Source organism: Cyanobacterium sp. uoEpiScrs1 (assembly GCF_947331815.1).
Taxonomy (GTDB): Bacteria; Cyanobacteriota; Cyanobacteriia; order Cyanobacteriales; family Microcystaceae; genus Rippkaea.
Window position 1 is genome coordinate 1,434,033 of sequence record NZ_OX373462.1, and the last position, 25,549, is coordinate 1,459,581.

Annotated in this window: 16 protein-coding genes and 1 tRNA gene; 10 read left to right on the top strand and 7 right to left on the bottom strand. The window is 32.9% G+C overall.

Features of this window, described 5'->3' with window-relative positions; genetic code table 11:
• Positions 1–993: 993 nt before the first annotated feature.
• From OXU93_RS05045 to OXU93_RS05060, 4 genes are all read left to right on the top strand, one after another.
• On the top strand, positions 994–2,691 hold the full coding sequence (locus OXU93_RS05045) for an ArnT family glycosyltransferase (protein ID WP_267382937.1): 1,698 nt from the start codon (positions 994–996) through the stop codon (positions 2,689–2,691).
• 517 nt (positions 2,692–3,208) lie between these two features.
• Entirely contained in the window at positions 3,209–4,603 is a 1,395-nt protein-coding gene (gene pds / locus OXU93_RS05050; RefSeq protein ID WP_267382940.1) for a 15-cis-phytoene desaturase, read from the top strand.
• 179 nt (positions 4,604–4,782) lie between these two features.
• Positions 4,783–5,715 carry a phytoene synthase gene (locus OXU93_RS05055; protein ID WP_267382943.1) on the top strand — a complete coding sequence of 311 codons (933 nt, stop codon included), beginning with the start codon at positions 4,783–4,785 and terminating at the stop codon, positions 5,713–5,715.
• A gap of 1,683 nt (positions 5,716–7,398) precedes the next feature.
• Positions 7,399–8,514, top strand: coding sequence for an ABC transporter permease (locus OXU93_RS05060; RefSeq protein WP_267382945.1), 1,116 nt, complete (start codon positions 7,399–7,401; stop codon positions 8,512–8,514).
• Positions 8,515–9,400: 886 nt separating this feature from the next.
• On the opposite strand, the gene hemL is transcribed toward OXU93_RS05060, so the two are convergent.
• Positions 9,401–10,702, bottom strand: coding sequence for a glutamate-1-semialdehyde 2,1-aminomutase (gene hemL / locus OXU93_RS05065; RefSeq protein WP_267382947.1), 1,302 nt, complete (start codon positions 10,700–10,702; stop codon positions 9,401–9,403).
• Between the two features lie 224 nt (positions 10,703–10,926).
• Entirely contained in the window at positions 10,927–11,253 is a 327-nt protein-coding gene (locus OXU93_RS05070; protein WP_267382949.1) for a septal ring lytic transglycosylase RlpA family protein, read from the bottom strand.
• Between the two features lie 212 nt (positions 11,254–11,465).
• Here OXU93_RS05070 and OXU93_RS05075 point away from each other — a divergent pair, with 212 nt between their 5' ends.
• Complete coding sequence (locus tag OXU93_RS05075) at positions 11,466–12,212, top strand: tetratricopeptide repeat protein (RefSeq protein WP_267382951.1); 747 nt, start codon at positions 11,466–11,468, stop codon at positions 12,210–12,212.
• Between the two features lie 515 nt (positions 12,213–12,727).
• Positions 12,728–13,105: a DUF423 domain-containing protein gene (locus OXU93_RS05080; protein WP_267382954.1), complete on the top strand. Its 378-nt coding sequence runs from the start codon at positions 12,728–12,730 to the stop codon at positions 13,103–13,105.
• Between the two features lie 760 nt (positions 13,106–13,865).
• On the opposite strand, the gene bchD is transcribed toward OXU93_RS05080, so the two are convergent.
• Positions 13,866–15,929, bottom strand: coding sequence for a magnesium chelatase ATPase subunit D (gene bchD / locus OXU93_RS05085; protein ID WP_267382956.1), 2,064 nt, complete (start codon positions 15,927–15,929; stop codon positions 13,866–13,868).
• 1,046 nt (positions 15,930–16,975) lie between these two features.
• On the opposite strand from bchD, the gene OXU93_RS05090 reads away from it, so the two are divergent.
• Positions 16,976–17,047 (top strand) — tRNA-Thr (locus OXU93_RS05090).
• A gap of 286 nt (positions 17,048–17,333) precedes the next feature.
• On the opposite strand, the gene ilvC is transcribed toward OXU93_RS05090, so the two are convergent.
• Together ilvC and OXU93_RS05100 are read right to left on the bottom strand one after the other, a co-directional pair.
• Positions 17,334–18,329, bottom strand: coding sequence for a ketol-acid reductoisomerase (gene ilvC / locus OXU93_RS05095; protein WP_267382958.1), 996 nt, complete (start codon positions 18,327–18,329; stop codon positions 17,334–17,336).
• Between the two features lie 343 nt (positions 18,330–18,672).
• Positions 18,673–19,452 (bottom strand): SDR family NAD(P)-dependent oxidoreductase, encoded by a 780-nt coding sequence (locus OXU93_RS05100; protein ID WP_267384803.1) that lies wholly within the window; start codon positions 19,450–19,452, stop codon positions 18,673–18,675.
• Positions 19,453–19,702: 250 nt separating this feature from the next.
• Here OXU93_RS05100 and OXU93_RS05105 point away from each other — a divergent pair, with 250 nt between their 5' ends.
• Together OXU93_RS05105 and OXU93_RS05110 are read left to right on the top strand one after the other, a co-directional pair.
• On the top strand, positions 19,703–20,818 hold the full coding sequence (locus tag OXU93_RS05105; protein WP_267384805.1) for an LptF/LptG family permease: 1,116 nt from the start codon (positions 19,703–19,705) through the stop codon (positions 20,816–20,818).
• Between the two features lie 683 nt (positions 20,819–21,501).
• The gene (locus OXU93_RS05110; RefSeq protein WP_267382959.1) at positions 21,502–22,821 is read left to right on the top strand and encodes an aminopeptidase P N-terminal domain-containing protein; all 1,320 of its coding nucleotides are present in this window, start codon (positions 21,502–21,504) and stop codon (positions 22,819–22,821) included.
• 144 nt (positions 22,822–22,965) lie between these two features.
• Here OXU93_RS05110 and ruvX read toward each other — a convergent pair whose 3' ends face one another.
• Positions 22,966–23,415 (bottom strand): Holliday junction resolvase RuvX, encoded by a 450-nt coding sequence (ruvX, locus tag OXU93_RS05115; RefSeq protein WP_267382961.1) that lies wholly within the window; start codon positions 23,413–23,415, stop codon positions 22,966–22,968.
• A gap of 106 nt (positions 23,416–23,521) precedes the next feature.
• Positions 23,522–24,775, bottom strand: coding sequence for a GNAT family N-acetyltransferase (locus OXU93_RS05120; protein ID WP_267382963.1), 1,254 nt, complete (start codon positions 24,773–24,775; stop codon positions 23,522–23,524).
• A 17-nt stretch (positions 24,776–24,792) separates the two neighbouring features.
• Here OXU93_RS05120 and OXU93_RS05125 point away from each other — a divergent pair, with 17 nt between their 5' ends.
• Positions 24,793–24,933, top strand: a complete 141-nt coding sequence (locus tag OXU93_RS05125; protein WP_267382966.1) for a hypothetical protein — start codon at positions 24,793–24,795, stop codon at positions 24,931–24,933.
• Positions 24,934–25,549: the final 616 nt, after the last annotated feature.

Here is a 25,549-nt window from a genome sequence, read left to right on the forward strand (position 1 = left end):
TTAAATATTAGCAATAGAAGTAATTAATTTACTGTAGTTTTATATAAACTGTTATAAGTATTCATGAGTTAACCAATATTTTTATTATAAACAAGAAACAGAAAAAAATATATAGATATTGTAATTTATTTAAGTCAAATATTTTTTTGTGTTTTTACTATACTAATTCTAAATTCATTAAAATCTTTTGGTTTAAAACTATTTGATATTGCTTAATTAAAGAATGCAAAAATTTTAGTAATCTTAATTAATTAAACTATCAATCAATAGCTCTGTTTAGTGACTAATGAAGATATAAATATCTGTTTTGTTTACTATTGTTATTGCTATACATCTATTTTAAAATCAAAATATTTAGTTCTTAATTATATTCCTTGTATAGTATTTTATTGTCATAAATAGAGATTTAAATTTTAAGTATAAAAGAGAAAAACAACGATATATATAAGAGCATAATAGGGGATTATATAAATTCGTTCATTAAATTTTAGGTCAAAAAATAAATCTTTAATACAAGTATTCTATAATAAATAATTTAGATAATAATTATACTGTCTGCAACTTTTTTATATATCATCATATATTTTAGTAGGTTTTATACTTTACTATTTTTGACTTAGCCAAAAAATACTAACGTTTATTTATAAATTAAATAAATTACGATTATAATTTTATTTTGGCTTCAACAAAATTACTTTTTTGATAAAATTAATTTTGTCAACTTAGTATATTTATAGTAAAAATAATAGATTGAAATATTGTTATTTATTAAATATGTTCTAAATTGAATATATTTATTTAATTAATTTATAACTAAATTTGTTATTATTTATTCCTACTCTATTTCTCTAAAAATGGTAACTATAACGATAATATATTTTTTTTAACCTTTGCTTTATTGATGATTTTAGGAGATAATAAAATGCTAAAAGAGTTTTGACCATTTTTATTAAAACCTTGGATTAAATCATTTTTAACTCTATTAAATAAAATATGTCCATTATTCAAAATAAGTTAAAATCCTATCACTGGCGGAAATCTGTTATTTGGTTATTATTAACAGGGCTTATATTACGTTCTATAATCGCCTTTTGGCTGTTTCCTGGTTATGATGAAGGTTACTATTATCTCTACACTCGCCATTTAGATTGGAGTTATTTCGATCATCCCTTATTAGTTGCCTTGACGACTAATTTTGGTATTTGGATTACTGGTATTACTTCTCTTTTTACCCTACGTTTTGGAACAGTAATTTTATATACAGGAAGTTTATGCCTATTATATTTAACTAGTAGCAGACTATTCGGTCATCAAACGGCTAAATTAACTTTAGCCATTGTCTCAGTAGTTCCTATTTTTAATATTGGATTCGGGGTTATTACTCTTCCTGACAGTCCTTTAATCTTTTTTTGGACTGCAAGTTTATATTGTGCAACTATTGAGTTTTTTCCTAATCACTCCAATTCTAATCAAAATTTTCGTCCTACTTATCGCCTTGCTGTTCTAGGAATTCTTGTTGGATTAACTTGTTTAGGTAAATATCATGGATTTATATTGGGATTAGGATTAATTGGATTTTGTCTAACTAGTCCTCCTCATCGATGTGTTTTTATATCTCGCTGGACAGGATTAGGATTTATATTATTTATTTTAACTTTATTTCCCCTTTGGTTTTGGAATTTAAACCATGATTGGATTTCATTTCAATTTCAATTATTAAATCGCTTTGAACCTCCTCCAGAAGAAGAGGTATTATCGTCAGGATATAGTTTGTTAAATGTATTTTTTGTTTTTTTGACAGGGCTGGGCTTACTATTTCCTACTATTGGCATTCCTTTATGGTGGGTTGTTTTTAAGTCAAGTTTATCTCAATTGCAAATATTATTTAACAATAAATTATTTGGAATTTCAAAAAAGGTAAAAAATAAATTCAATGAATATGATTTTCTAAAAAAACAGCTATTTATTTTATGGGTTTCTCTTCCCTTAATGTTAGGATTTACTCTGCTTGGCGGTAAGCAACAAATTCTTGTGACCTGGCCAATTCCAGGATATTGGAGTGCAACTTTATTATTGGGATTTTATAGTGTTCAGTGGAAACAACATTCATCTAATTTAATTAGATGGTGGATTAGATCAACGGGCATCATAACTACTGCTATTTTACTTTTATTGCTACTTCATACAACTAAAGGAACTTTTTATAAAATCAATAAATATTCACCTTTTTTATATTTTTTTACTCCTCAAAATGATCCTGTAACAGAATTAATTGATATAAAACAATTGCGAAATAATTTTGCAGAATCTTCAGAGCTTATGAATGCTTTGAGTGAAACAGATTTTATATTCACTAATGCATATTACTTAGCTGGACTAATTGATTTAGCTTTGCGACCTTTAAAAGATATTCCTGTAACTTGTTTTAGTTACGATATGCGAGGATTTCTTTTTTGGTATGATACTAATCAATGGGTCGGTAAAGATGGATTGTATATTACATTAGAACAATTCGACAAAATGCCTCATTTAAAGAACGATTTTAGCCGTTACTTTAAAGAATTTAAAGAAGTTGGTACTGTTTCTATTCGTTTAGGAGGAGTGGTAGTTAACATATTTCATATTTATAAAGCAAAGACTTTTCTTAAGCCATATTCTCCTGAAGAATCTTTCTCTTTTTATAAAAACTAATCAATAGTATTTTAAATAGTAAAATCAATAATTATTGGTCTTACTATTTAAAACCTGTTAATATACAAAATAAAATATACATAAATTGAAAAATTTAAAAAGAAACTTTTAAAAGTAGATTCTATATTAGCTGTACGTTTTTCATAAAAAATAAATTAGAGAAATTAGAACCTTATACATTAGTTTAAAAGTCAGAAAAAACAACTCATAATTAATACTATTGTGATTTTTATAAGAATATGTATACTAATGATATTAACTTTTTAAAAATTTACTTTACTTTACTTTACTTTTGTTTAATACCAAACATGAACCGAAAAGTATCTTACTAATATCTTAGTTCTTTTCAAAATATAAAAGAGTTTACTTCCGATAAGAGTAGACTACGCTAGTGTCTATACTGCTTCCTATTTATAAATTATAACCGAGACAAATCTTAATTTTTAAAACTTGTAACGAAGTGTAAAGTACAATAGAAATTATTATGAATATATTTGTTAAAGCAGGAAGATTGTAGATGAAAGTCGTGATAGCCGGAGCAGGATTAGCTGGACTTTCTTGTGGAAAATATCTTGCAGATGCGGGATACACTCCTATCATTTTAGAAAGTCGAGACGTATTAGGGGGCAAAGTAGCTGCCTGGAAAGATGATGATGGAGACTGGTATGAGACTGGACTACACATATTTTTTGGAGCTTATCCCAATATACTGCAATTGTTCAAAGAATTAGGCATTGAAGAGCGCTTACAATGGAAAGAACATTCAATGATCTTTAATCAACCAGAAACCCCTGGAACTTATTCCCGTTTCGATTTTCCTGATATTCCTGCTCCAGTTAACGGTATCATTGCTATTCTTAGAAACAAAGATATGTTGACTTGGAAAGAAAAAGTTAAATTTGGCATAGGATTAATTCCAGCAATAATTAACGGACAAAGCTACGTTGAAAAAATGGATCATTATTCCTGGTCTGAATGGATTAAAAAACAAAATATCCCTTCCAGGGTAGAAAAAGAAGTTTTTATCGCCATGTCCAAAGCTTTAAACTTCATTAATCCTGACGAAATCTCAGCCACCATTCTTCTAACAGCTCTCAACCGTTTTTTACAGGAAAAAAATGGCTCAAAAATGGCTTTTCTCGATGGTCCTCCAACTGAAAGACTTTGCAAACCTATAGTCGATCATATTATTGAACAAGGAGGAGAGGTTAGACTAAATACTCATCTCAAAGAGATTCTTCTCAATGAAGACAACACTGTCAGAGGATTTTTACTCAGAGGGGTTAATGGCAAACCGGAGAAAATCCTTGAAGCTGATTTATATTTATCTGCAATACCAGTTGATCTTCTCAAACCACTTTTACCTAAATCCTGGAAAAAACTTGATTTTGCTCGCCAATTAAAGGGATTAGAAGGAGTTCCTGTAATTAACTTACACTTGTGGTTTGATCGTAAATTAACTAATATCGACCATTTATTATTTTCTCGCTCGGACTTACTCAGTGTCTATGCAGACATGAGTAACACCTGTAAAGAATATGCCAATCAGGAACGCTCTATGTTAGAGCTAGTACTTGCTCCAGCTGAAGATTGGATAAATAAGTCAGATGAAGACATTATCGCTGCAACAATGGAAGAATTGAATAAACTATTTCCCCAGCATTTTACGGAAGAAAATCCCACAAAATTACTAAAATTTTATGTAGTTAGGACCCCCCGTTCAGTTTATAAAGCTACCCCTGGACGACAAGCTTTTCGTCCCTCTCAAAAAACTTCAATTGCTAACTTCTATCTAGCGGGAGATTACACTATGCAGCAATATCTTGGAAGTATGGAAGGAGCAGTACTCTCAGGTAAATTAGCGGCTCAAGCTATTATCCAAGATAATCCTACTAAGATCATTGGCTTTTAATCTAAGTAACGCAAAGAAACATTGTTAGTTTTAGTAAATCAAACTAAGGACTGTTTTAATAACTTAACTGATGACGAAAGACTCATTAGAATGCGACAATGAGTACTAAACATCTAACGGTTAACCATTAGGTAAAGATCCAATTTTTCCCCTATACACAATCATTCCGCTTGTGCTGAATGCTGCAACTGCCTGAACCACCCCGAATCCAAGGAAACTTCGTCTCCCTGACGGAATCTTACGAATTATGTCGCCAAATTACAGCAAAATTTTCTAAAACATTCTATCTAGGAACGTTGTTAATGCGTCCCGAAAAGCGTCAAGCGATCTGGGCAATCTATGTTTGGTGCCGTCGTACTGATGAATTAGTTGATGGACCCCAAGCTCAATCGACAACAGTAGAAACTCTACAACGTTGGGAGAAACATTTGAAAATGGTATTTTCAGGTCATCCCATCGATAATGAGGATGTAGCTCTAGTTGATACTATTCAACGCTTTCCCGTCAAAATTGAACTATTCCAGGAAATGATTGCAGGACAGAAAATGGATTTACATCGTAGTCGATATGAATCTTTTAAAGAATTACAATTGTACTGTTACCGTGTGGCAGGAACGGTAGGATTGATATCTAGTTCAGTATTAGGAATCAAGGGACATAAGTACAATGTTTTCTGGCAAAATAATCGGAACCATTATATTCCTAAACAAGAAGCAATCACTCTCGGAATTGCAAACCAATTAACCAATATTTTACGTGATGTAGGAGAAGATGCTCAACGTGGACGGATTTACCTTCCTCTAGAGGACTTAGAGAAGTTTAATTACACTCAAGAAGATTTATTCGCCGGTGTTGTTGATGAGCGGTGGTGTAACTTAATGCGTTTTGAAATTGAACGCGCCCGCCAATATTATCAAGATGCCAAACAAGGAATTCGTTTTCTATGTCGAGATTCCCGTTGGCCAGTATGGGCAGCATTGATGCTGTATCAAGATATTTTAAACATGATAGAAGCTAATAACTATGATGTATTTACTAAACGGGCTTCTGTTCGGACTTCTAGGAAAATAATCTATATTTTAATAGCTTGGTTACGAGCACAAGTTCCTTAAAAGAGCGTGCACTCTAGAGAAATTTTATAAACATATCGAAATCAATTGACTGATGAATTTTATTGATAAATTCATCTATGACTCGTCAACTTATTAGAACAACTAAAGTAAACTTAGACTATTAAAAATATCACGACAATTAAGAATAAATATTACATTAATTAATTACTGTAGTTATATTATTTATTAATAATTTTTTCTGTTCAAATAATTAATAAATAAACTTCTTTTACTAATGCAGTAAAATTAATGTCCTCATAATTATAGTTGAGAGATTATGTGATAATAGATTATCTATTGACTTTCAAATAAAAATAAATTAGAGATCGAAGAGAATTCATAGGACTTAGAGTCTTATGAATTCTCTTTATTTTCCTGGTCTAACATGTATTTAGGATTGTTAGTCTATCAAAAAACAATATTTATAAAGTGAACAGTTTAGTAATTTTATAAGGCTAAATCAGGTGATTACTTTAGCAACTAATACACAAATAATTAACTAGTTTATCTACCATCACTAATGAGTATATCTTCAGTTATTAACATACTTATTCTTATTTATCAATATATCATTATTATAGAAATAATCCAATTTTTGGACAAGATTATTTTTATGTAAGTTTATATTTTTTATAAATAGAAGTGTTAAACTAATGAATTAATCAGCAGTCAAAAAATAACTAAATTACTCTTTTTATATAAAACATAATATATGTTAATGTTTTTAAATAAACAAATTAATATGGAGTTTGTAGAAAGAAACTATAGCAGAGAATACTACATGCTAAAATAGGAATATACTCTGTAAAACACATTAATATTTTAAAAAAAATTAATATGCAATTATTATTGCTAGTTATATAACTAGTTATAAATATTATTATTTTTATCAAAATCAGAACTTAGTGCTTCTTATTTTTAACTTGTTATAATATTTTTATTCTTTCCTATTTACATACTTATATTTGCTGGTTTATCATAGTTAATATTTATCTCTACAGATATTACTTATATTCTTTTGAGTGATCTTATTTTTTTTTAAAAGTAATATTTATTTTGTTCTTATTATTTAATGATTGGCTAAAAAAAATAAACTTTTTTATTGACAAATAATAGCTTTATAATTTAATTGATATTTTACTGCTTATAATTGAATACATAAAATATGAACATCAATCAAAATATATAATTAATTTTTAGCATTCTATTTTACTTGTTGTGTTAAAAGTTAATTTAAGCAAAAGTATAGACAACAACCATAATTGGATTAACTAATCAATAACTTTTTTGCTAACAAATAGCTATATTTGTTAGCAAAAAATATACTTATATAAAATATGTCAATGCTAGAGACAATTTAAAAACATAAATAAACATAAAATTAACTCCTAAAAAAATGAGCAAGATTTTGAATCTATATAACATAAAAATACTAATATAAGTATGATAGTATGCAAATTAAATACATTAGAGTACAGTTTGAGTTTTAAAAAAATATTGATATAAATCACTGCAAACAATGAGGATTTATGTAGTGTAGTAATACAGTTCTTAATTCACCGAGTCTCTAGGACATGAAAGACAATTATTTTCAACTCTTCTATCTCTTAGGTTTACCATTGATAATCAAATATCAAGTCAGTCACTATACAATCAACATAGAAATGATTACTTCTAGTACTTATGAACTTGCTTCAAAAACTTAAAAATAACCATCTAGCTCGTTTTGGAGCAACTTTATTGATATTTTTCTATATGGTAGTGATATCAGCAGACTTTATTGCTCCCTACAATCCCTATTTTTCTCAAGTTGATGGGTCTTTATTGCCTCCAACTACTATCTATTGGACAACCCTAGACGGGAAGTTTCTAGGACCTCATATCTACCCTACAACTCAAAGTCCAACAGATGTGACAACAGGAGAACGGACTTTAAATGTTGATTTTAAAAACCCTGCACCTATCCGTCTGTTTATTAAAGGTGACCGTTATCAATTATTCCAACTTCGTCTCCCTTTGCCCCCTACTTTTAAAGAAGTAGAACTGTTTTCTGGGATACCTGTTGATATCCACCTATTCGGAGTGCTAGGAAAGGCTAAATTTAACCTCCTTGGAACTGATGAACAAGGACGAGATGAATTTAGTCGATTGCTATTTGGTGGAAGAATTAGTTTATTTATTGGACTAGTAGGAATTGTAGTTTCTTTTCCTCTCGGTATACTAGTCGGAGGTATTTCTGGCTATTTTGGGGGTTGGTTAGATATGGCATTAATGCGTCTGGTTGAAGTATTAATGACTATTCCTGGAATTTATTTATTAGTTGCCTTGGCAGCGGTTCTTCCCCCTAGTTTAAGCAGTGCGCAACGATTTTTACTTATTATTCTCATTACTTCTCTTATCAGTTGGTCTGGACTAGCAAGGGTGATTCGTGGTCAAGTTCTTTCTTTAAAAGAACAGGAATTTATCCAGGCAGCAAGAGCAATGGGGGCAACCCCTTGGCGAATTATTGTTCGTCATATGTTGCCTCAAACAGTTACCTATATTATCATCTCAGCTACTCTTGCTGTCCCTGGATTCATCATAGCTGAGTCAGTGTTGAGTCTCATTGGTTTAGGAATTCAACAACCAGATCCCAGTTGGGGAAATTTACTTTCGGTAGCTACCAATGCTTCAATTCTCATGCTACAACCTTGGTTGATTTGGCCACCTGCCCTTTTGATTGTTCTTACGGTTTTATCTTTTAACTTACTTGGTGATGGACTACGCGATGTCCTAGATCCTCGCTCTCTTAAAAATTAAAAGTCTTTCAATTGGAATAATTTTGTATTTCTTTATTATACGTTCGTATTTTATACGATATCTCGACTTTTATTAAAAACTGGATAGGTTTTATAGATAAAAAAAGTGGCTTAAATTAATAGTTTTAATTTAAGCCAGATTATCGAGATAAACTTTGTTGGCAGCATTGATATTTTACGAGCACAAACTAATTTTTAACTCTATTTTTGGCTAAAAATAGGCTATGTTAATCGAGGTCCTATAGAAGAGATTTATATATTAAGTTCCAATATTACTTGAGCTTACTAGAACTAATCCAAAGTATAGACAACAATCCATTTATGCATACGGGTAATTTAGTATTTTTGCATTATGATGAATTATTTATAATTTGTTGTCTTAAGGATTTAATTGTTGCCCGATATCAAAATTACTATTCTCAAGATATTGAGTTAACAGTATAATCGACCTATTGATTCATACGACCTAGATGTAGTATAGTATAGTATCTGGAGGATATCAAAAGTAAGAGAAAATTGGTTATCATTCAATAGACATTAGGAGTCACTAAGATCTAATATTCAGGTTTTAATCTTAAATTTTAAAAAAATAGACTCTGACCTGGGTAACAATTATTGCAGTCCAAGATAGAGCTTAATACATAAGTGAAGTAGTAGAATAAAATTATTTATATATTTATAGAGAATAATCTAGTAGTTTCTGATTTGTGTACTTTTAATCTATTATTTTAGAATTTAGGGCTAAAAAAAGACCTAGAAATTAAATTTAATATAAAACTGGATACAAATTCTCTGAAAATTCTCTAAAAGATTGATGAGATAAGACTATTAATTCTATTAAGTTATTGACTGCTAATTAAAACTATCTAATTTAAAAACTCTTTAACCTATAAAGTTGCAAAAACTTTACGGGCTATCTCTAAAGTTTGATCAATATCCTCATCACTATGAGCCAAGGAAGTGAAACCCGCCTCGAATTGAGAAGGAGCTAAATAAACACCCTGTTCAAGCATTCCCCGATGAAACAGACTAAATTTATGTAGATCAGACTTTTTAGCATCATTGTAGTTACGGACAGGTCCTTCCGTAAAAAATAGTCCAAACATTGCCCCAATACAACCACCAGAAATAGCATGACCTGCTTCTTGAGCAAACTTGATAAATCCATTACTTAGCTTTTGGGTAATTTTATTTAAATATTCATAGGTACCTGGTTTTTGTAGTAATTCAAGGGTTTTAATTCCCGCAGTCATAGCTAAAGGGTTACCTGATAAGGTCCCTGCCTGGTACATAGGTCCAACGGGTGCCACCATTGCCATAATATCCTTACGTCCTCCATAAGCTCCCACTGGTAAACCACCACCAATAATTTTACCTAATGTGGTTAGATCAGGGGTAACCCCAAATTGTTCTTGAGCTCCTCCATAAGCTAAACGAAATCCCGTCATCACTTCATCAAATACTAGTAAAGCTTGATGTTCTATAGTTAACTCCCGCAAACCTTCTAAAAACCCTACATCAGGAGCAATAAAACCGGAATTACCAACAACAGGTTCTAAAATAATTCCCGCAATTTCACCAGGATTTTCGGCGAATAGAGCTTTGACTGCTTCTAAATCATTATAAGGAGCCGTTAAAGTATCCTTAGTCGTAGTCTTGGGAACTCCTGGAGAGTCAGGTAAACCTAAGGTTGCAACTCCTGACCCTGCTTTGACTAAGAACATATCAGCATGACCATGATAGCATCCTTCAAATTTGATTACTTTATCACGTTGAGTAAATGCCCGTACGAGACGCAAGATAGACATGCAAGCTTCTGTTCCTGAATTTACAAACCTGACCATTTCTATACTAGGAACGGCTTCAATGACCATTTCTGCTAAGATATTTTCCTGAAAAGAAGGCGCACCAAAACTAGTCCCTTTTTCTAAGGCCTCATGAATAGCGGCAATAACTTCAGGATGAGCATGTCCACAAATAGCTGGTCCCCAAGTTCCCACATAATCAATGTACTGATTGCCATCTACATCCCAAATATGAGCTCCCTTGACGTGATCAAAAACAATAGGCTGTCCACCAACGGATTTAAACGCTCGTACTGGAGAACTAACCCCACCAGGCATTAATTTTTGGGCTGCAGTAAAAATTTCTTCTGACTTTATGGTTGTTAATAGTCTTGTGCTAGCCACTATTGTCTCCTTCCTGTTGATGATTGGACGACTTTATTTGACGATTAAAAGTACGGGTTATCCTAATACGTAACACTGATTGCCCTAACTTAATTATCCTACGAATGCATGAATACCATTTATTATGTATATCTGTATAAAATAATCCTAATTAATAGAGTATTTGTTCTGGATTTTAGTTAAAATATAGTAGATAAGAAAATTTCAGCTATTTTCGACTATTTTCAACGTAAAACTTTAATACTAACTGGAATCCTCCCAGATTTCAAAGAACCAATTTGTTGAAAGGCACCTTGAGACAAGTCGATAGTACAACGACAGCGATCTACGACTCGAACAATAATGCTCTTGCCATTTTTTCGATTTGTAACCTTTACTCTTGTCCCAAAGGGGAGGGAAGGATGGGCAGCTAAAGGATGGTAATTGTTAAATATTACTCCCGAAGCGGTTTTTTTGCCGTGATAGTGAGAAGAATAATAAGTTGCCGTTTGAGCCTGTCCAGAAGTTGCAGTCAACGCTATCATCAAAGTAGATATCAACAGTCTTTTCATTAGAAGATAACTCCTCATATAGACAACCCAAGTTAATATACTCAGTTTTCTCGCATTTGTCTAGTTGAAAACACACCACATGATAGTTACAAGTGATAGTTGTTGTGCGAGTGAGCTTTAACTATATGAATCTTGACTAATAAGGGTTAGGTTCTCATAAATCAGGAGTTGATTTTTAAATGTTCTGAAATTACTCACTCGAACAATCCATCTTGAATCTCCCAACTTTTTCTGTTTTTTACTTTTCATCACTCAAATTATTTCTTCTTTTGAGATTTAGTTTTCGTTTGTGTCTGTTTCTCATATGTCTATTCTTATTAGGTTCAAATACTGCCTGTAACCAAAATTTTATTAATCCGAGTAAGACTGATTTAGTCAAACATGGTTCAACTGAATTCGTTAAACAGGGAATTATTAAAAGTCGTCAGGGTGATTTTCTAGAAGCCACTAGGGATTTCACTCGAGCTATTGAAAAAAATCCTAATGATACCAATGCTTATTTTAATCGAGGGTTTGCCTATAGCCATCTAGGGAAATTTGAGTTGGCATTGGAGGATTTTAGCCAAGCTCTCAAACTTGATACAAAACTGGTTGAAGCTTATGTTAATCGAGGGAACGTCTACTTACATCTAGGAAAAGACAAACAAGCGATCACCAATTATGTAAAAGCCCTTGAACTTAATCCTCATGATGCTTTTGCTTATAATAATTTGGGGTTAGCTTATTTAAATCTGGGTCAAGCGAATCTAGCTCAAAATGATTTTACTGAAGCAATTAAACTAAAACCTGATTATGGAGAGGCTTATTTTAATCGTGGATTAGCTTCATCTGACCTTAACCAGAGTCAAAAAGCGATTGCTGATTTTAACAAGGCTGCTCAGTTGTGGAGTCAACAAGGACATGACCAAGATTCTTACATAGCTCTTGAACAAATTAAAGCTCTGGAAGAAAAAAAATAATTTGGGCTTTATGCCAACTTTGTTGTTGTGACTATAGCTTTCTATAAAGCAAAACAAAACTTCTTTACCCTCCCTGAGCTTGTTTTTATCTAATATATAGGGAGATCTGCTTAACTTTTAAATTGTAAATCAAGAAAATATCTTCTAAATAGACAGTCAGTAGAGTAAAGGAGTTAACACAATAATTCAAACTCTTTGATTTCTCAAATATTCAATTATTCAATCTTAAGGGCATTTTTAAAGTTAGCCGCTAACCGCTTTGATTACAAAATACTGACGAGGTAATATATTGCCAATCAGTTCGACTAAATTTTAATTCATTGACATAAAATGAATTAAGAATCACTTACATTCTTTTTTGATAGCGTCTTTCAAAGAGTATTTGGGCAATATATCCTTTAGATTACCTTCACAGACACTACAGTGTTGAATCTTTATTTTAATATTTTCGTATAAATGCTAGATTAGCATTCAATGCTGAATCGTGACTATAAAAGAGGTAAGAGAAAAACACAATGATTAAAGTATTTATGATGATTGGGGCAACTTTAGCAGGATTAGGGGTAGTTGGAGGTGCAGTCGCTAGTCATGTATTGAAAAATAGACTAAGTGATAACGCGTTAGACATTTTCGGAATAGGAATAAAATATCAGATGTATCATTCTTTGGCTTTATTATTAGTTACATTACTTTTAATCTGTCGACAAAATAATCCTTCTAGTTTATTATTGGCTGGCTATGGATTTACTCTAGGAATAGTAGTTTTTTCAGGAAGTCTTTATGCTCTTAGTTTAACTGGAATTAAATGGTTAGGAGCAATTACTCCGATTGGTGGGATTGCATTTATTATTGGATGGGGAAGTTTAGTTATTACTGCTTGGAATTGGAAATAAATATAAAAAGTACTGCATTTAGCCAATTTACAAGAGGAATGCTGCCAAAAAGTTAATGAAGTGTATATCTATTAATAAATGTTCTAAACTAGAAAAAATATCTTAGTATATTTTATAAATTTTATCCTGAAAAATATTCAAGTGTATAGATCATTTATCTTCGTGCAGTTCTATTTTTGTGAAAAAGATAATAGCTATTGATTTACCCTTCATAATTTTTAGTTAACTTATAATATAAGTGTTACATATAAAAAAAAGTATATCAATTAGATACACTATCACTACTTTTGTAAAGTACATTTAATGAATTTTACCTAACTAAACTAAATAATATTATCTACAATGTATCACCAATACACTGTATGGCAACTAGCTTTAAAAATACTCATAATAATTTGAATTTTGTATATAGAAATTAACCAGAATTAATGATTTAAATATTTAATGTAGACTATATTGATAGTACTAAAATGTTGAATTTATAAATTAATAAATCAAATTTCTATTTTTAAATATTACATTTTGTTTTTTATCTAGATTTTGTATTTCACTATTTTACTGAAATACAAATTGTATTGTCGACTTTTTTTATTTTATATAGAAGCTTAATTTAAATACTATTTTTATCAATTTCACCACTTATATATCAATACTTTTAACTGATTTTTAATGTAATTAAATAATATATTTTACCCCTTACTACCTCAATTGATAATAGTTAGAATGCTTAATAAATATGTACTTTTATTCTAGATAATATCTATTTTAAGTTCTTAATTGCTTCTCTAGTCATTCGTGCAATTCCCTTATCTGTTACTTTGGGTAATTGATAGTAGATTCCTCCCGCAGTTTGTGCTAGCTCTTTTCCAAACCCAGTAGAAACAAATTTTTTTTCTGTGTCGATGACCAATAATTTCATGCCTAAAGTTCGAGTTTTTTTAGCAATTTCTAATAGTTCAGCCTGAATATCTGGCTTTTCTTTTTCAGGCAAAGATTTTCCTAAAGACTTCGTTAAAGGAATGTTCCCCCGTCCGTCAGTAATAGCAACAATGACGACTTGTCCAATGTTCCCGGATATTTTAGCATTTATCCCTACATGAATAGCTTGAGATAAACCGTGTGCTAAAGGTGAACCTCCTCCACAGGGCAATATTTCTAACTGTCGTTTTGCTAAAGCAATGGAACGGGTAGGAGGTAATAAAATGTTTGCCTGTTCCCCTCTGAAAGGAACTAATGCTACTTGGTCACGGTTTTTGTAAGCCTCTGTCAACAGATGTATTACTGCACCTTTAGCAGATTGCATCCGGTTTAAAGCCATTGATCCTGACGCGTCTACTACAAAGACAATCAACGCTGCGGCTTTCCTCGCCATGTATTTTGACCGAATATCCCCTTGTTCAAGGATAAAACCACGACTGGGATGACGCAAACGACGGGATTTCTGGTAGGGGGCTGCAGCTCGTAAAGTTGCGTCAACGGCAATGCGTTTAACTTTTCTTTTAGGAATTATAGGTTTAATGTAGCGTCCTTTTTCTTCAGAAGTAGTTAGTCCACTAGACCCTGAATTACCCTGAGTTTGAGCTATTTGAGTACAAGATAAAACATTAGGATCGAGAATAACTCCATCTACATCAAAAATAAACTCGTCAGGAATATTTAGAGGTTTTTGCTGGTTTTCTTGCTGGTTTTCTTGCTGGTTTTCTTGCTGGTTTTCTTGCTGGTTTTCTTGCTGGTTTTCTTGCTGGTTTTCTTGCTGGTTTAAGTCAGAGTTATCTTGAAATTCTTGAGGGAGTGGTGGTGAAGACAATTGCTGATCTTCAGGAAGAGGCTGTTTTATAGTGGAACGGGGTACGATGACTAATTCTACTGCTCGTGTCAGATCTTCTGGTATGACATTGTTACGTCCTTCCAAGGCGGCGGAAACTTTAGCGACTCTAACAGCGAAAAGTTCAGCACGATGTCCTTCTACAGCTCCTCGAATAGCTTCTTCAACTAGATAAGCAATCTGATCAGTAGTAATTTTGACATCTTTTAACCATTCCCGTGCGAGAATAACTTCGGTTTTAATGTTGTCTATTTCATTCTTATATTTGCTAATAAATATTTGAGATGAACTAGCATAACCAATAGCTCGTTCTACCGCTTGGATTCGTTGTTCTAAAGTTAAGACTTCATCAGTGTAGAGAGCTATCGCGATGCGATCCAATAAATGTCTTCTTAGAGATCCTTCTTCGGGGTTATAAGTAGCAATAAATAAGGGTCGACAAAAATGTTGAAAGCTAATACCTTCTCGTTCAATTTGATTAAATCCTTCTGTCAATACAGTTAATATCTTATTGGAAATTTGATCATCGAGTAAATTAACTTCATCAATGTATAAAACTCCACGATGTGCCTGAGCTAATAACCCAGGTTGAAAGACTGCTTCTCCTTTTTTTACAGACTTTTCTACATCTACCGAGCCCAAAAGTCTATCTTCAGTAATCCCAATAGGAATTTGAATAAAAGGAGCTGGTATAATTTCTGTCGGAATATCTTCTAAAGGAATAGTTTGATATTGTTTATGAGTGTTATCGTCCCATTCACTTGGTTTGTTATGATCGCAGTTAAAGGGGTTATTTTTTATCCTTTCAATGGGAGGTAATAAGGCATGAATCCCTCTAGCCAGAATAGACTTTGCCGTCCCTCGACGACCGGCAATTACAACTCCTCCTAATCCTTGATCAATGGCAGCTAAAAGTAAGGCTAGTTTGATAGATTCTTTCCCAATTACAGCTGTTATTGGAAAGTTAGTTGATGGTAAAGATAAAGTAGAAGCAGACATGAGCTAGGAATGACTAGTTATCAAGTTTGAGTCGTCTATCCTTCTATTTTATCTTAAAAAATATTTTCCTTAGTAATTATAATAATTCTAAGTAAATTAAATAATCAAACTGTTCAAAGCTGCTATTTTATTTGTTCGTTGATATTCTATACTTGATTCCACGCATCTGTTTTAAATCAAATTTAATATTGGCAAATTAAAAACAATAGTATTTGGTATTATTGTATGTATATAAATATAAAAACTTATTAATCTATGAATAACTAGTTATCACTCATAAACATCAAAAGACTTAAATTTATAAAGTTGGCAAATATGATAGATACTTATTTTACGAGCCTAGAAGTCTCGGCTTCAAAAACTGAATACAATATAAAATTTTGGAATAGATAATAACGTAAATACTATATTCATATCATATCGGTTTAAAACTACTTAACAATAACCTGAACTTTTAAGTAATAAAGAGCTCCCATCGAGATTAAATGATCCAAAATGATGTAATATCCTGAGGCTCTAATAGCTATTTTTTAGTTTTATAGTACACTGTACTTTATCAGTTTTTTGCTCTTTGTCTTTGCTGGTATCAGATTTAAATATATTTGTCAATATACAGTTATTGATTTCTAATGGACTTAAATAATGGCAAGCTAAAAACTGTACTGAGTTAGTCTGTTGAATAATTTTAAGCTTATAAAGGGTTACTGACGGATGTATAATTTTTAAATTATAAATTTTGGTTCCAAAACTTTTCTTTTTAAGAATTAATATGCTAAACTGTGTGTAAATCAGTGAGCTAAAAAGCGATAAATTTTAAGTCTCTAGCTATCACTGAAAAAAAAGTGCCATACAAAATAGGTGAAAGTGAATTATAAACTAAATAGGGTAGGAGCACGTAAGTTAGCTATCTGGAGTAAGTCCTTTAGAGGACTTAGTGTAGATAGTCCATTTAGACTAAACATGAGAGTGTAGAATGCTGGTAAAAGCGGAATTTAGCCTAACAGCCCAGCTTATTTTTGTTACCAGATGCTCCAATTATTTTTAGTGCTGGTGTAGCTCAGTGGTAGAGCAGCTGATTTGTAATCAGCTGGTCGCAGGTTCAAATCCTGTCACCAGCTTTATACTTTGATCTGTTATATAAACATCATGTAATTCCAGGATTTTTATCTATGGTTTTTTAGAAGAGCAAACTTCTCACAATGATTTATATTTGTTATACATGAGGCAAGTTAGTTTGTTCGATAATAAGGTAAAGAGTAAATGCTAATTGTCTTTTTGATATAGGAAAATTTGCATCTTATCCTAAATCTAAAACTAAAAATTTAAATTATGATTTAAGTTAAACAAGCAGATACACAAAAAAAAGAAAAGGCTACGGGGGACTAGTAGCCTTTCACTAGTAATTTATTTGTTTTTCAACCAACTAAACATAGCTCTTAATTCTTTTCCTACTTCTTCAATTGAATGTTCGGCTTCTTGACGACGCATGGCAGTAAATCCCGGTTTACCAGATTGATTTTCCAGTACAAATTCTCGTGCAAACTGTCCTGATTGAATTTCACTAAGAATTTTTTTCATCTCAGCACGGGTTTGATCAGTAACAACGCGAGGACCACGGGTTAAATCTCCATATTCGGCTGTGTTAGAAATACTATGGCGCATATTAGCCAATCCTCCTTCTACAATAAGATCGACAATTAATTTAACTTCGTGAAGACATTCAAAGTAAGCCAATTCTGGTTGATATCCTGCAGCCACTAAAGTTTCAAAACCACTCTTAATCAAGGCACTTAAACCGCCACAAAGAACAACCTGTTCTCCAAAAAGATCCGTTTCAGTTTCTTCTCGAAAGGTAGTTTCAAGGATTCCTGCTCGAGTTCCTCCAATCCCTTTGGCATAAGCCATAGCGTGATCACGGGCTTGTCCCGTAGCATCTTGATACACAGCAAACAAACAGGGGACTCCTTCTCCTTGTTCATAAGTGCGTCTAACTAAATGGCCTGGACCTTTGGGAGCAACCATTACTACATCAACATTAGAAGGGGGGACTACTTGTCCAAAATGAATATTAAATCCGTGAGCAAAGGATAATATTTTTCCTCCAGTTAAATTAGGTTCTATTTCATTGATATAAACAGCTTTTTGAACTTCGTCTGGCAACAGAATCATAATCCAATCTGCTGCTTTAGCTGCTTCTGCAACACTTAGAACTTTTAAACCTTCGTTTTGGGCTTCTTGGGCAGATTCGCTTCCCTCATATAACCCCACAATAACATTTATGCCACTATCTCTAAGGTTAAGGGCGTGAGCGTGACCTTGAGAACCATAACCGATGACTGCAATGGTTTTACCAGCTAAAAAATCTAAATTAGTATCTGTGTCATAGTACATCCGAGCCATGGGGTTGTCTCCTTGTTGTAATGTAAATTTTAATCTTTTCCAGACTTACTATCATACTTAACTATTATGAAGTTTAGATTATAATTTCTTTAAACTTAACGGGCATAGGAACTTAGCAAGTCTTAGTTAAAAAATGACTATTTTGTACTGTATTTTTCTGCTATGGTTCCTAACTTTTCTATAAAGACTATCAAAAATTAGATCTAAATTTTTGATTTTTGATAAAGAGAAATAGCTACTTCCCTATTTAGCTTTTTGCCATGTTCTATAAATCAGATCTCACCCTTTAATTCACTAAAGGTTAACTCCAGAATATATAAATTTATTTAACTCAAATTATTATCTAATCTCGAAATCGCTTTTCTATTAAATTAACTAACAATTCCCTGGGAAGAAAACGGCTAGAATTTACAATAAATTGATTACTTAATCCGCCAGAAACGATATTTGATTTCTTTTTTTTAAGTGCTTCAAGAGCATCTTTTACTACTTCTTTAGCTGAAGTTAAAACATCGTTATCTTTATAACTAAAACCTTCTGGAAAATCCGCTACTTTAAAAAAATTAGAATCTGTTGGACCTGGACATAATGCAAGAATGTTAATATCTGTTCCTTGGTTTTCTGCCCACAATGCTTCAGAGAAACTAAGGACAAAGGCCTTTGTTGCCGCATAAACCGATAAATAGGGCAGAGGCAGGAATCCAGCAATAGACGCGACGTTAATAATATTCCCGGCTCCTCGTTGTTGCATCTTCAATAAAAACAAATGGGTCAACTCTACTAATGCAACTATATTGAGTTGGATCATTTCCACTTGGCGAGGTAATTCTCGTTGAGCAAATTCTCCATAATCCCCAAATCCTGCGTTATTAATTAAAAAATCAACGCTTATTTCTTTTTCTTCTACAATATCATAGATTTGCTTGGCAGCTTGTTGCTCAGTTAAATCTTGTACAATTACCTCTACTTTTATAGGAGCTTGATGTTGTAACTGCTCGGCAAGTTGATAGAGTTTATCTTGAGAACGGGCAACTAAAATTAAATTTATCTGGCGCATAGCTAATTCTTGAGCAAAAGCTGTTCCAATACCAGAAGATGCACCAGTAATCAAAGCTGTTTTCATGGTCATCCTACTCAAATCTAGTGAAAGTTGCTTTACCTTAAGGATTGTAACGCATGATTAAATTAATCATCGGGAAGATTAACAGTAGTGGAAAACTTATCTCTATTGAACTACTACAGCAACTAACTAACCAATTGTCCGTCGATATTTAGTGAAGGGTGCTTCTAATAAATCTCTGATGTTGACGAAAATTCTTCAATCTCTATTCGATATATGGAGATCGCAACAATGTCGGTTTTCTCTACCTTTGATGGATCGCTACATTGGAGGCGAACTGCTCCTCCCGTTCATCTTTAGCGTGGGACTGGTCTCATCGTTAGGGGTAGCAATTGGTTATTTATCGGATTTGGCAAATAAAGTGGTAGAGTTTGATCTTCCACTAATACAAGCCCTAGAGATTTTACTTTTAAAAGTACCTGAATTCACCGCCTATGCTCTGCCAATATCAGTTATGTTAACTACGTTACTGACCTATGGTCGTCTTAGTAACGATAGTGAATTAATAGCATTACGTACTTGTGGGGTGAGTTTATATCGTGTGATTGCTCCTGCCTTGGTTTTTAGTTTAGTAGTCACAGGGATCACTTTTGTATTTAGTGAATCAATTGTCCCTGATGCTAATCACCGAGCTACATCTATACTAGTAGAATATCTACAAGAAGAACATACATTTTGGCAAAATAAAGATATTTTCTATCCTGACTATGAAGAAGTGGATTTACCAAATGGAGAAACAGTTAAACGATTAAAATACTTATTTTACGCTGAGAAATTTGACGGTAAGCAAATGAAAACTTTGACTATCTTAGAATGGATAGGAACTAATCTCAACACAATAGTTGTGTCTGATTCGGCTACCTGGAACTCTAGGGAAAATACTTGGGATTTTTTTAATGGGACAATTTATAAACTAGCTCCCGATGCTTCCTATAGAGACATGTCTCCTTTCAAACACTGTCAGTTAGCTCTAACTAGAGCTCCCTTTGAATTCGCTCTTCAAGGTAGAGATCCCTATGAAATGAATATCATTCAGGCTCAGCAGTACATAAAACTATTGAGAATGATTGGAGATGAAAAAAACTTGCGAACCTTTCAAGTACGAATCCAACAAAAAATTGCTTTTCCTTTTATTTGTGTTGTTTTTGGTTTAGTGGGATCTGTTTTAGGAGTAAGGCCTCAGCAAATGGGAAGAGCTACTAGTTTTGGCTTAAGTGTAGTAATTATTTTTACTTATTATGTTTTAGGATTTATTATCGGTAGTTTAGGCTTAATGGGTATTATCTCTCCTTTTATGGCTGCATGGTTGCCTAATTTTCTTGGACTAGGGACAGGATACTGGTTACTGTATCATTTTGCTAAATCTTAAATGTTTCGTAATATTGCTTTCAAGAAACAATAAACAAGGCAATAAAAATATTGTATATGAATTATTTGTCTATTAATTTTTACTTTTGTTGTATAGGTGCGTTATCTGTTATTTGTTTATCCAAATTCTGATAGCTTAACAGTATTTATTGTTTTTTTTTGAATGTTAATAATCGTTAAAAACACTAAACATATTACATACAGATAAATACGTGTAAAAAATACCAAATTCTTTACCTAATAAATTAAAGTTACTGGTAACAATCCTTTTAGTCGTGGAGTATTGGCAAATTTAGATTTGATTTTAACTATTCCTAATTTTAATCGATGGGATTTATTCATATCCTTTTACTTTTACAGTTAAATGATAGTATTAGACGAAAAAGATATAAATCTACCACTATGGGGCACAGTACTTATTTTATCTAGTCCATTAATCTTAACATTGACTGATACATGTTAGGATTAATAGTTCTCTCTCTCCTTTTTCTACATAGCAGACATGATTGAATTTTCTAAAGCGATCACATTTAAGGTTGAATTAAGCAATATTTCAAATAAAATTAGGAGTTATTCATAGACATAATAGACTTACCGATATCATATGACAAATTCGAGTGACTATTGAGTAATTTTGTGAGTTAACCTTAAATTAAAATCAATTAAAGATTATTTGTATCGATTATGAATATTAAACTAGCAGAGTATGGTCAACGTCGAGAACGCTTAATGAAAAAAATTGGTACGGGAACTGCGATTTTTCGTAGTGCGCCGACCGTAATTATGCATAATGATGTAGAGTACGTTTTTCGTCAAGATAGTGATTTTTTTTACCTTACAGGATTTAATGAACCAGAAGCCGTAGCGGTTTTAGCACCTCACCATGAGGAACACCATTTTGTATTATTTGTTCAACCGAAAGACTCCGAAAAAGAAACTTGGACGGGTTATCGTTGTGGTGTAGACAAAGCAAAAGAGTTTTACGGTGCAGATAAAGTATATCCCATTAACGAATTACATGAAAAGCTACCTCAATATATTGAAAAAGCTAACCGTATCTATTATCATCTGGGACGAGATAAGAATTTTAATAAGGTAATTCTATCTTATTGGCAACGTCTAATGGCAGCTTACCCCAAACGAGGCGCTGGTCCTGTCGCTATTGAGGATCCTAATCCCATTCTTCACTCTATGCGTCAGGTGAAAAGTATTACTGAATTGGAAATGTTACGCAAGGCAATAGGCATTTCAGTCATTGCTCACAACCGAGCCAGAGAATTTGTTCAAGTAGGGCATTATGAGTACGAAGTTCAGGCAGAAATAGAACATGCTTTCCTTTCTCATGGAGGTATTGGTCCAGCCTATCCTTCTATTGTAGCATCAGGAGCTAATGCCTGTATTCTCCACTATATTGAAAATTGTCGTCAGATTCAGGAAAATGAGTTGCTCTTAATCGATGCGGGTTGTTCCTATGGCTATTACAATGGAGACATTACCCGGACTTTTCCCGTCAGCGGAAAGTTCACAGGGGAACAAAAAGCAATTTATGAGTTGGTTTTGGAAGCACAATTGAGGTCTATAAAATCAGTCCAACCGGGAAAATCCTATAATGAGTTTCATGATATAGCGGTCTGTGTTTTAGTTCAGGGATTAATTGACTTAGGATTACTAAAAGGGGATCTAGAAGAAATTATTAAAGAAGAAAAATATAAACCTTTTTATATGCATAAAACTGGCCATTGGTTAGGATTAGACGTCCATGATGTGGGAGTTTATAAACAAGGGGAGGGAACTTGGAAACTATTAGAACCAGGCCATCTATTAACAGTTGAACCGGGGATTTATATTAGTCCTAACATTAAACCTCTCAAGGGACAACCGGAAATTCCTGAACGATGGAGAGGGATTGGTATTAGAATTGAAGACAATGTGTTTGTTACAAAAACAGGTCATGAGGTTTTAACTACTGGAGTTCCTAAAATGATTGATGAGATTAGTTTGTAAATATAATTAATTGTGAATTATAAAGTAGCTAGAATATTTAATTCAATAAATTTATTGTTTAAAATATATACCAATTAAGATTAAATTCTTAATATATTTATAGAAGGTCTATCTAAGTAAAATTTAATTATATTTAAATTTTACTTAAGTCAAATACCGATTGTTATCTATTTTTGAACGCTTATAATCCAACCACTGTTGTAGAATAATGCAAGCAGCATGACGATCAATTGCCCCTTTGTCCCAAGTAGAAAATAGTTTTTGTGCCTTGAGGTGTGCAATGGCTTCAATAGAGGTCAACCGCTCATCCATGTACTCTACTGGTAATTGTAAGATTTGAGAAATACGCCCCACAAATTTTTGGACTTGTTTAGCCTGGAATCCCAAGCTTCCATCCATATTGTATGGAAGTCCTACAACTAACACTTGGACTTCCCTTTCGTGAATCAACTGTTGAAGCTGTTGAATATCTTTCTCAAATGAAGTACGATGAATCGTTGTCAATCCCGTTGCAATTAACCCAGTTCCATCACATCCAGCTACTCCAATTCGCTTCCTGCCCACATCTAAGCCTAAAACCGAAATTCGTTTCATTATCCTATTAAATATAATTAGAGTAAGCGAGCTAGAAGACAAATGTTAGAATATCTCCCTATCAGCTTATTTACTTTTTACGGTGCTTTTCCTTATCTTATTCCTTCTATGGCTCATTGTTAAATTCAGAAGACTTTCCCAAGGTTTGCGACTTGTGTTTATATTGCTTTCCATTGCATGGATTAGTTTTTTTTTCTAAAGGATTAAAAGATGTTTTCAACCAAGACATTCGACTAGGAATGGGGGTACGAGGAACTGTCTGTAAACCCTGTAACATCTCTGATAAATGTAGTCCTTCTGGCTTAGCTTCTTTTAGTTTATGCCATACTGAACGGGACATCAACAGAGTATGTTTATTACGTTGTGCTCCCAATTTATCAAGATATTCTTCTCGTTCATGCTGGTAGTCTGTCGAGACCAACTCCAAGCTTTGGGATGGGAAATTTTGCACAATCTGCGCCATTTTGGTGAACAACTTGGGATAGAGCCAAGTGTAAGCTGGATGCACTGTTAACTTAGCTTGATGGGGATTAGACCCGTTATCACATAAAATTAGTTTAAAATGACCAACAGCTGCCTTACGCTGGGGTTCAAACACATATCCCTGGGCGACATCAGTTTTATAGTACCATTGTTGCAACTTAGATGCCAATCCCGCCAAAAACGGAGTCTTGAAATCAGGCAGGTGGCGATCAAACACTTGACGTAATAAAGGTGGCATGGAAACGCAGTCGAGTTGATAAAGTAGATGAGCATCGGCATTACTCACAGGTAATAAGTTAGGAAAATCAGAATCTCCTAGAGCAAGTTCTTGTAGTAATTTTGGTGGTAAAGACCAATAAGTTAGTTTGGCCAGAGGTTGAAAGCCATTCTGACGGTAAAGGGCAAGGATACTCTTTTGATTGATATTAACTTCTAAAACCCAAGTTCTGGCTTCCCAAATAGTTTCAAAACAGTGACGTAACAGTTGAGATCCCACTCCTTTAGGATCAGTTATCAACTGAGGTTGAGATTCTTGGGTATTAATTACTACTCGTTCCACACACCAAGTGCTACGACCTCTATTGAAAGGACTAATTTGAATAAACCCTTGTAATCTTTCTGCTCCTTGATTTAATAATGTTTTCGGTTCAGCAATGTAAACACAAAAATGATGTTGGAATAAATTAGGAAACCAACTCAAGAATTTAAGAATTCCAAACCAACGCCGTGCTTGTTGTAATTTTTGAATAGGCATAACGAGATTTGACTCCGGCTGTTCTTGGGCTATTTGAACAACCAAATGTTCTATAGGATCTAAATCACGATACTGTACAGGACGAATTAGGAGCTTAGGGGCATCATCTAAAAGAGAATTCATGGATCGCGGTGGGGAGTATGTCGCTTACTGGCTCTATCTTAACCATTTTTACTTGGTTGTCACCTTCCTTCGCCAGAAATAAATATGAGGGAAGAATGCCAAAAACTATAGATGTTTTACCAGAATATTTGTTGCATGTAACTGAATCTTCACCTTAGCTTATCAGCTACCAGCTAAACTACTTTTAGTCGATAAATGGCCGGGATAAGGTCGCTTATATATTGTAAATAAATGTCGCCCAGTTAGTATTATATGCTGAAAGTTTTCTAAAAACACAGACCTATTTTTCCGCTTTTGCCGCTTTAACTATTTTCCATGAGTGGTAAGATACTCGGTGTAAAAAAATGATCCTCTTAAATTTTTATAGCTATTTAAGTGGATGAGGTAAATAAACTGTAGAGCTAATTTTATTTATTTCATCTTAATTTAGCACTGGATTTAGTCTCTACCTTATTGCTGTTACAAGGCTAAAAAATTTCTCTCGTTTAGTCTGGACTGAAAACTCAACCTCTATTGGATTAAGAGATACTTTATTAACTTCTTAGAGCTCTGTATCGGATACCATAACGAGTTAAGTCATCCCACTTTCTCAGGCTTAATAACAACTTGGAGTCTTTTTTTTATGCTAGATTGTGATTTTTTAGGATAGTCCTGGAAAGAAGTAACTTTTATAATTGTAACAAGCCTTATATAGGATATGATCTTTCTAATTCTTACCTAAAATTAACTCTAGTCCATAGTTTAAGGGCTGCTATCAAACATCTAATAAATAGC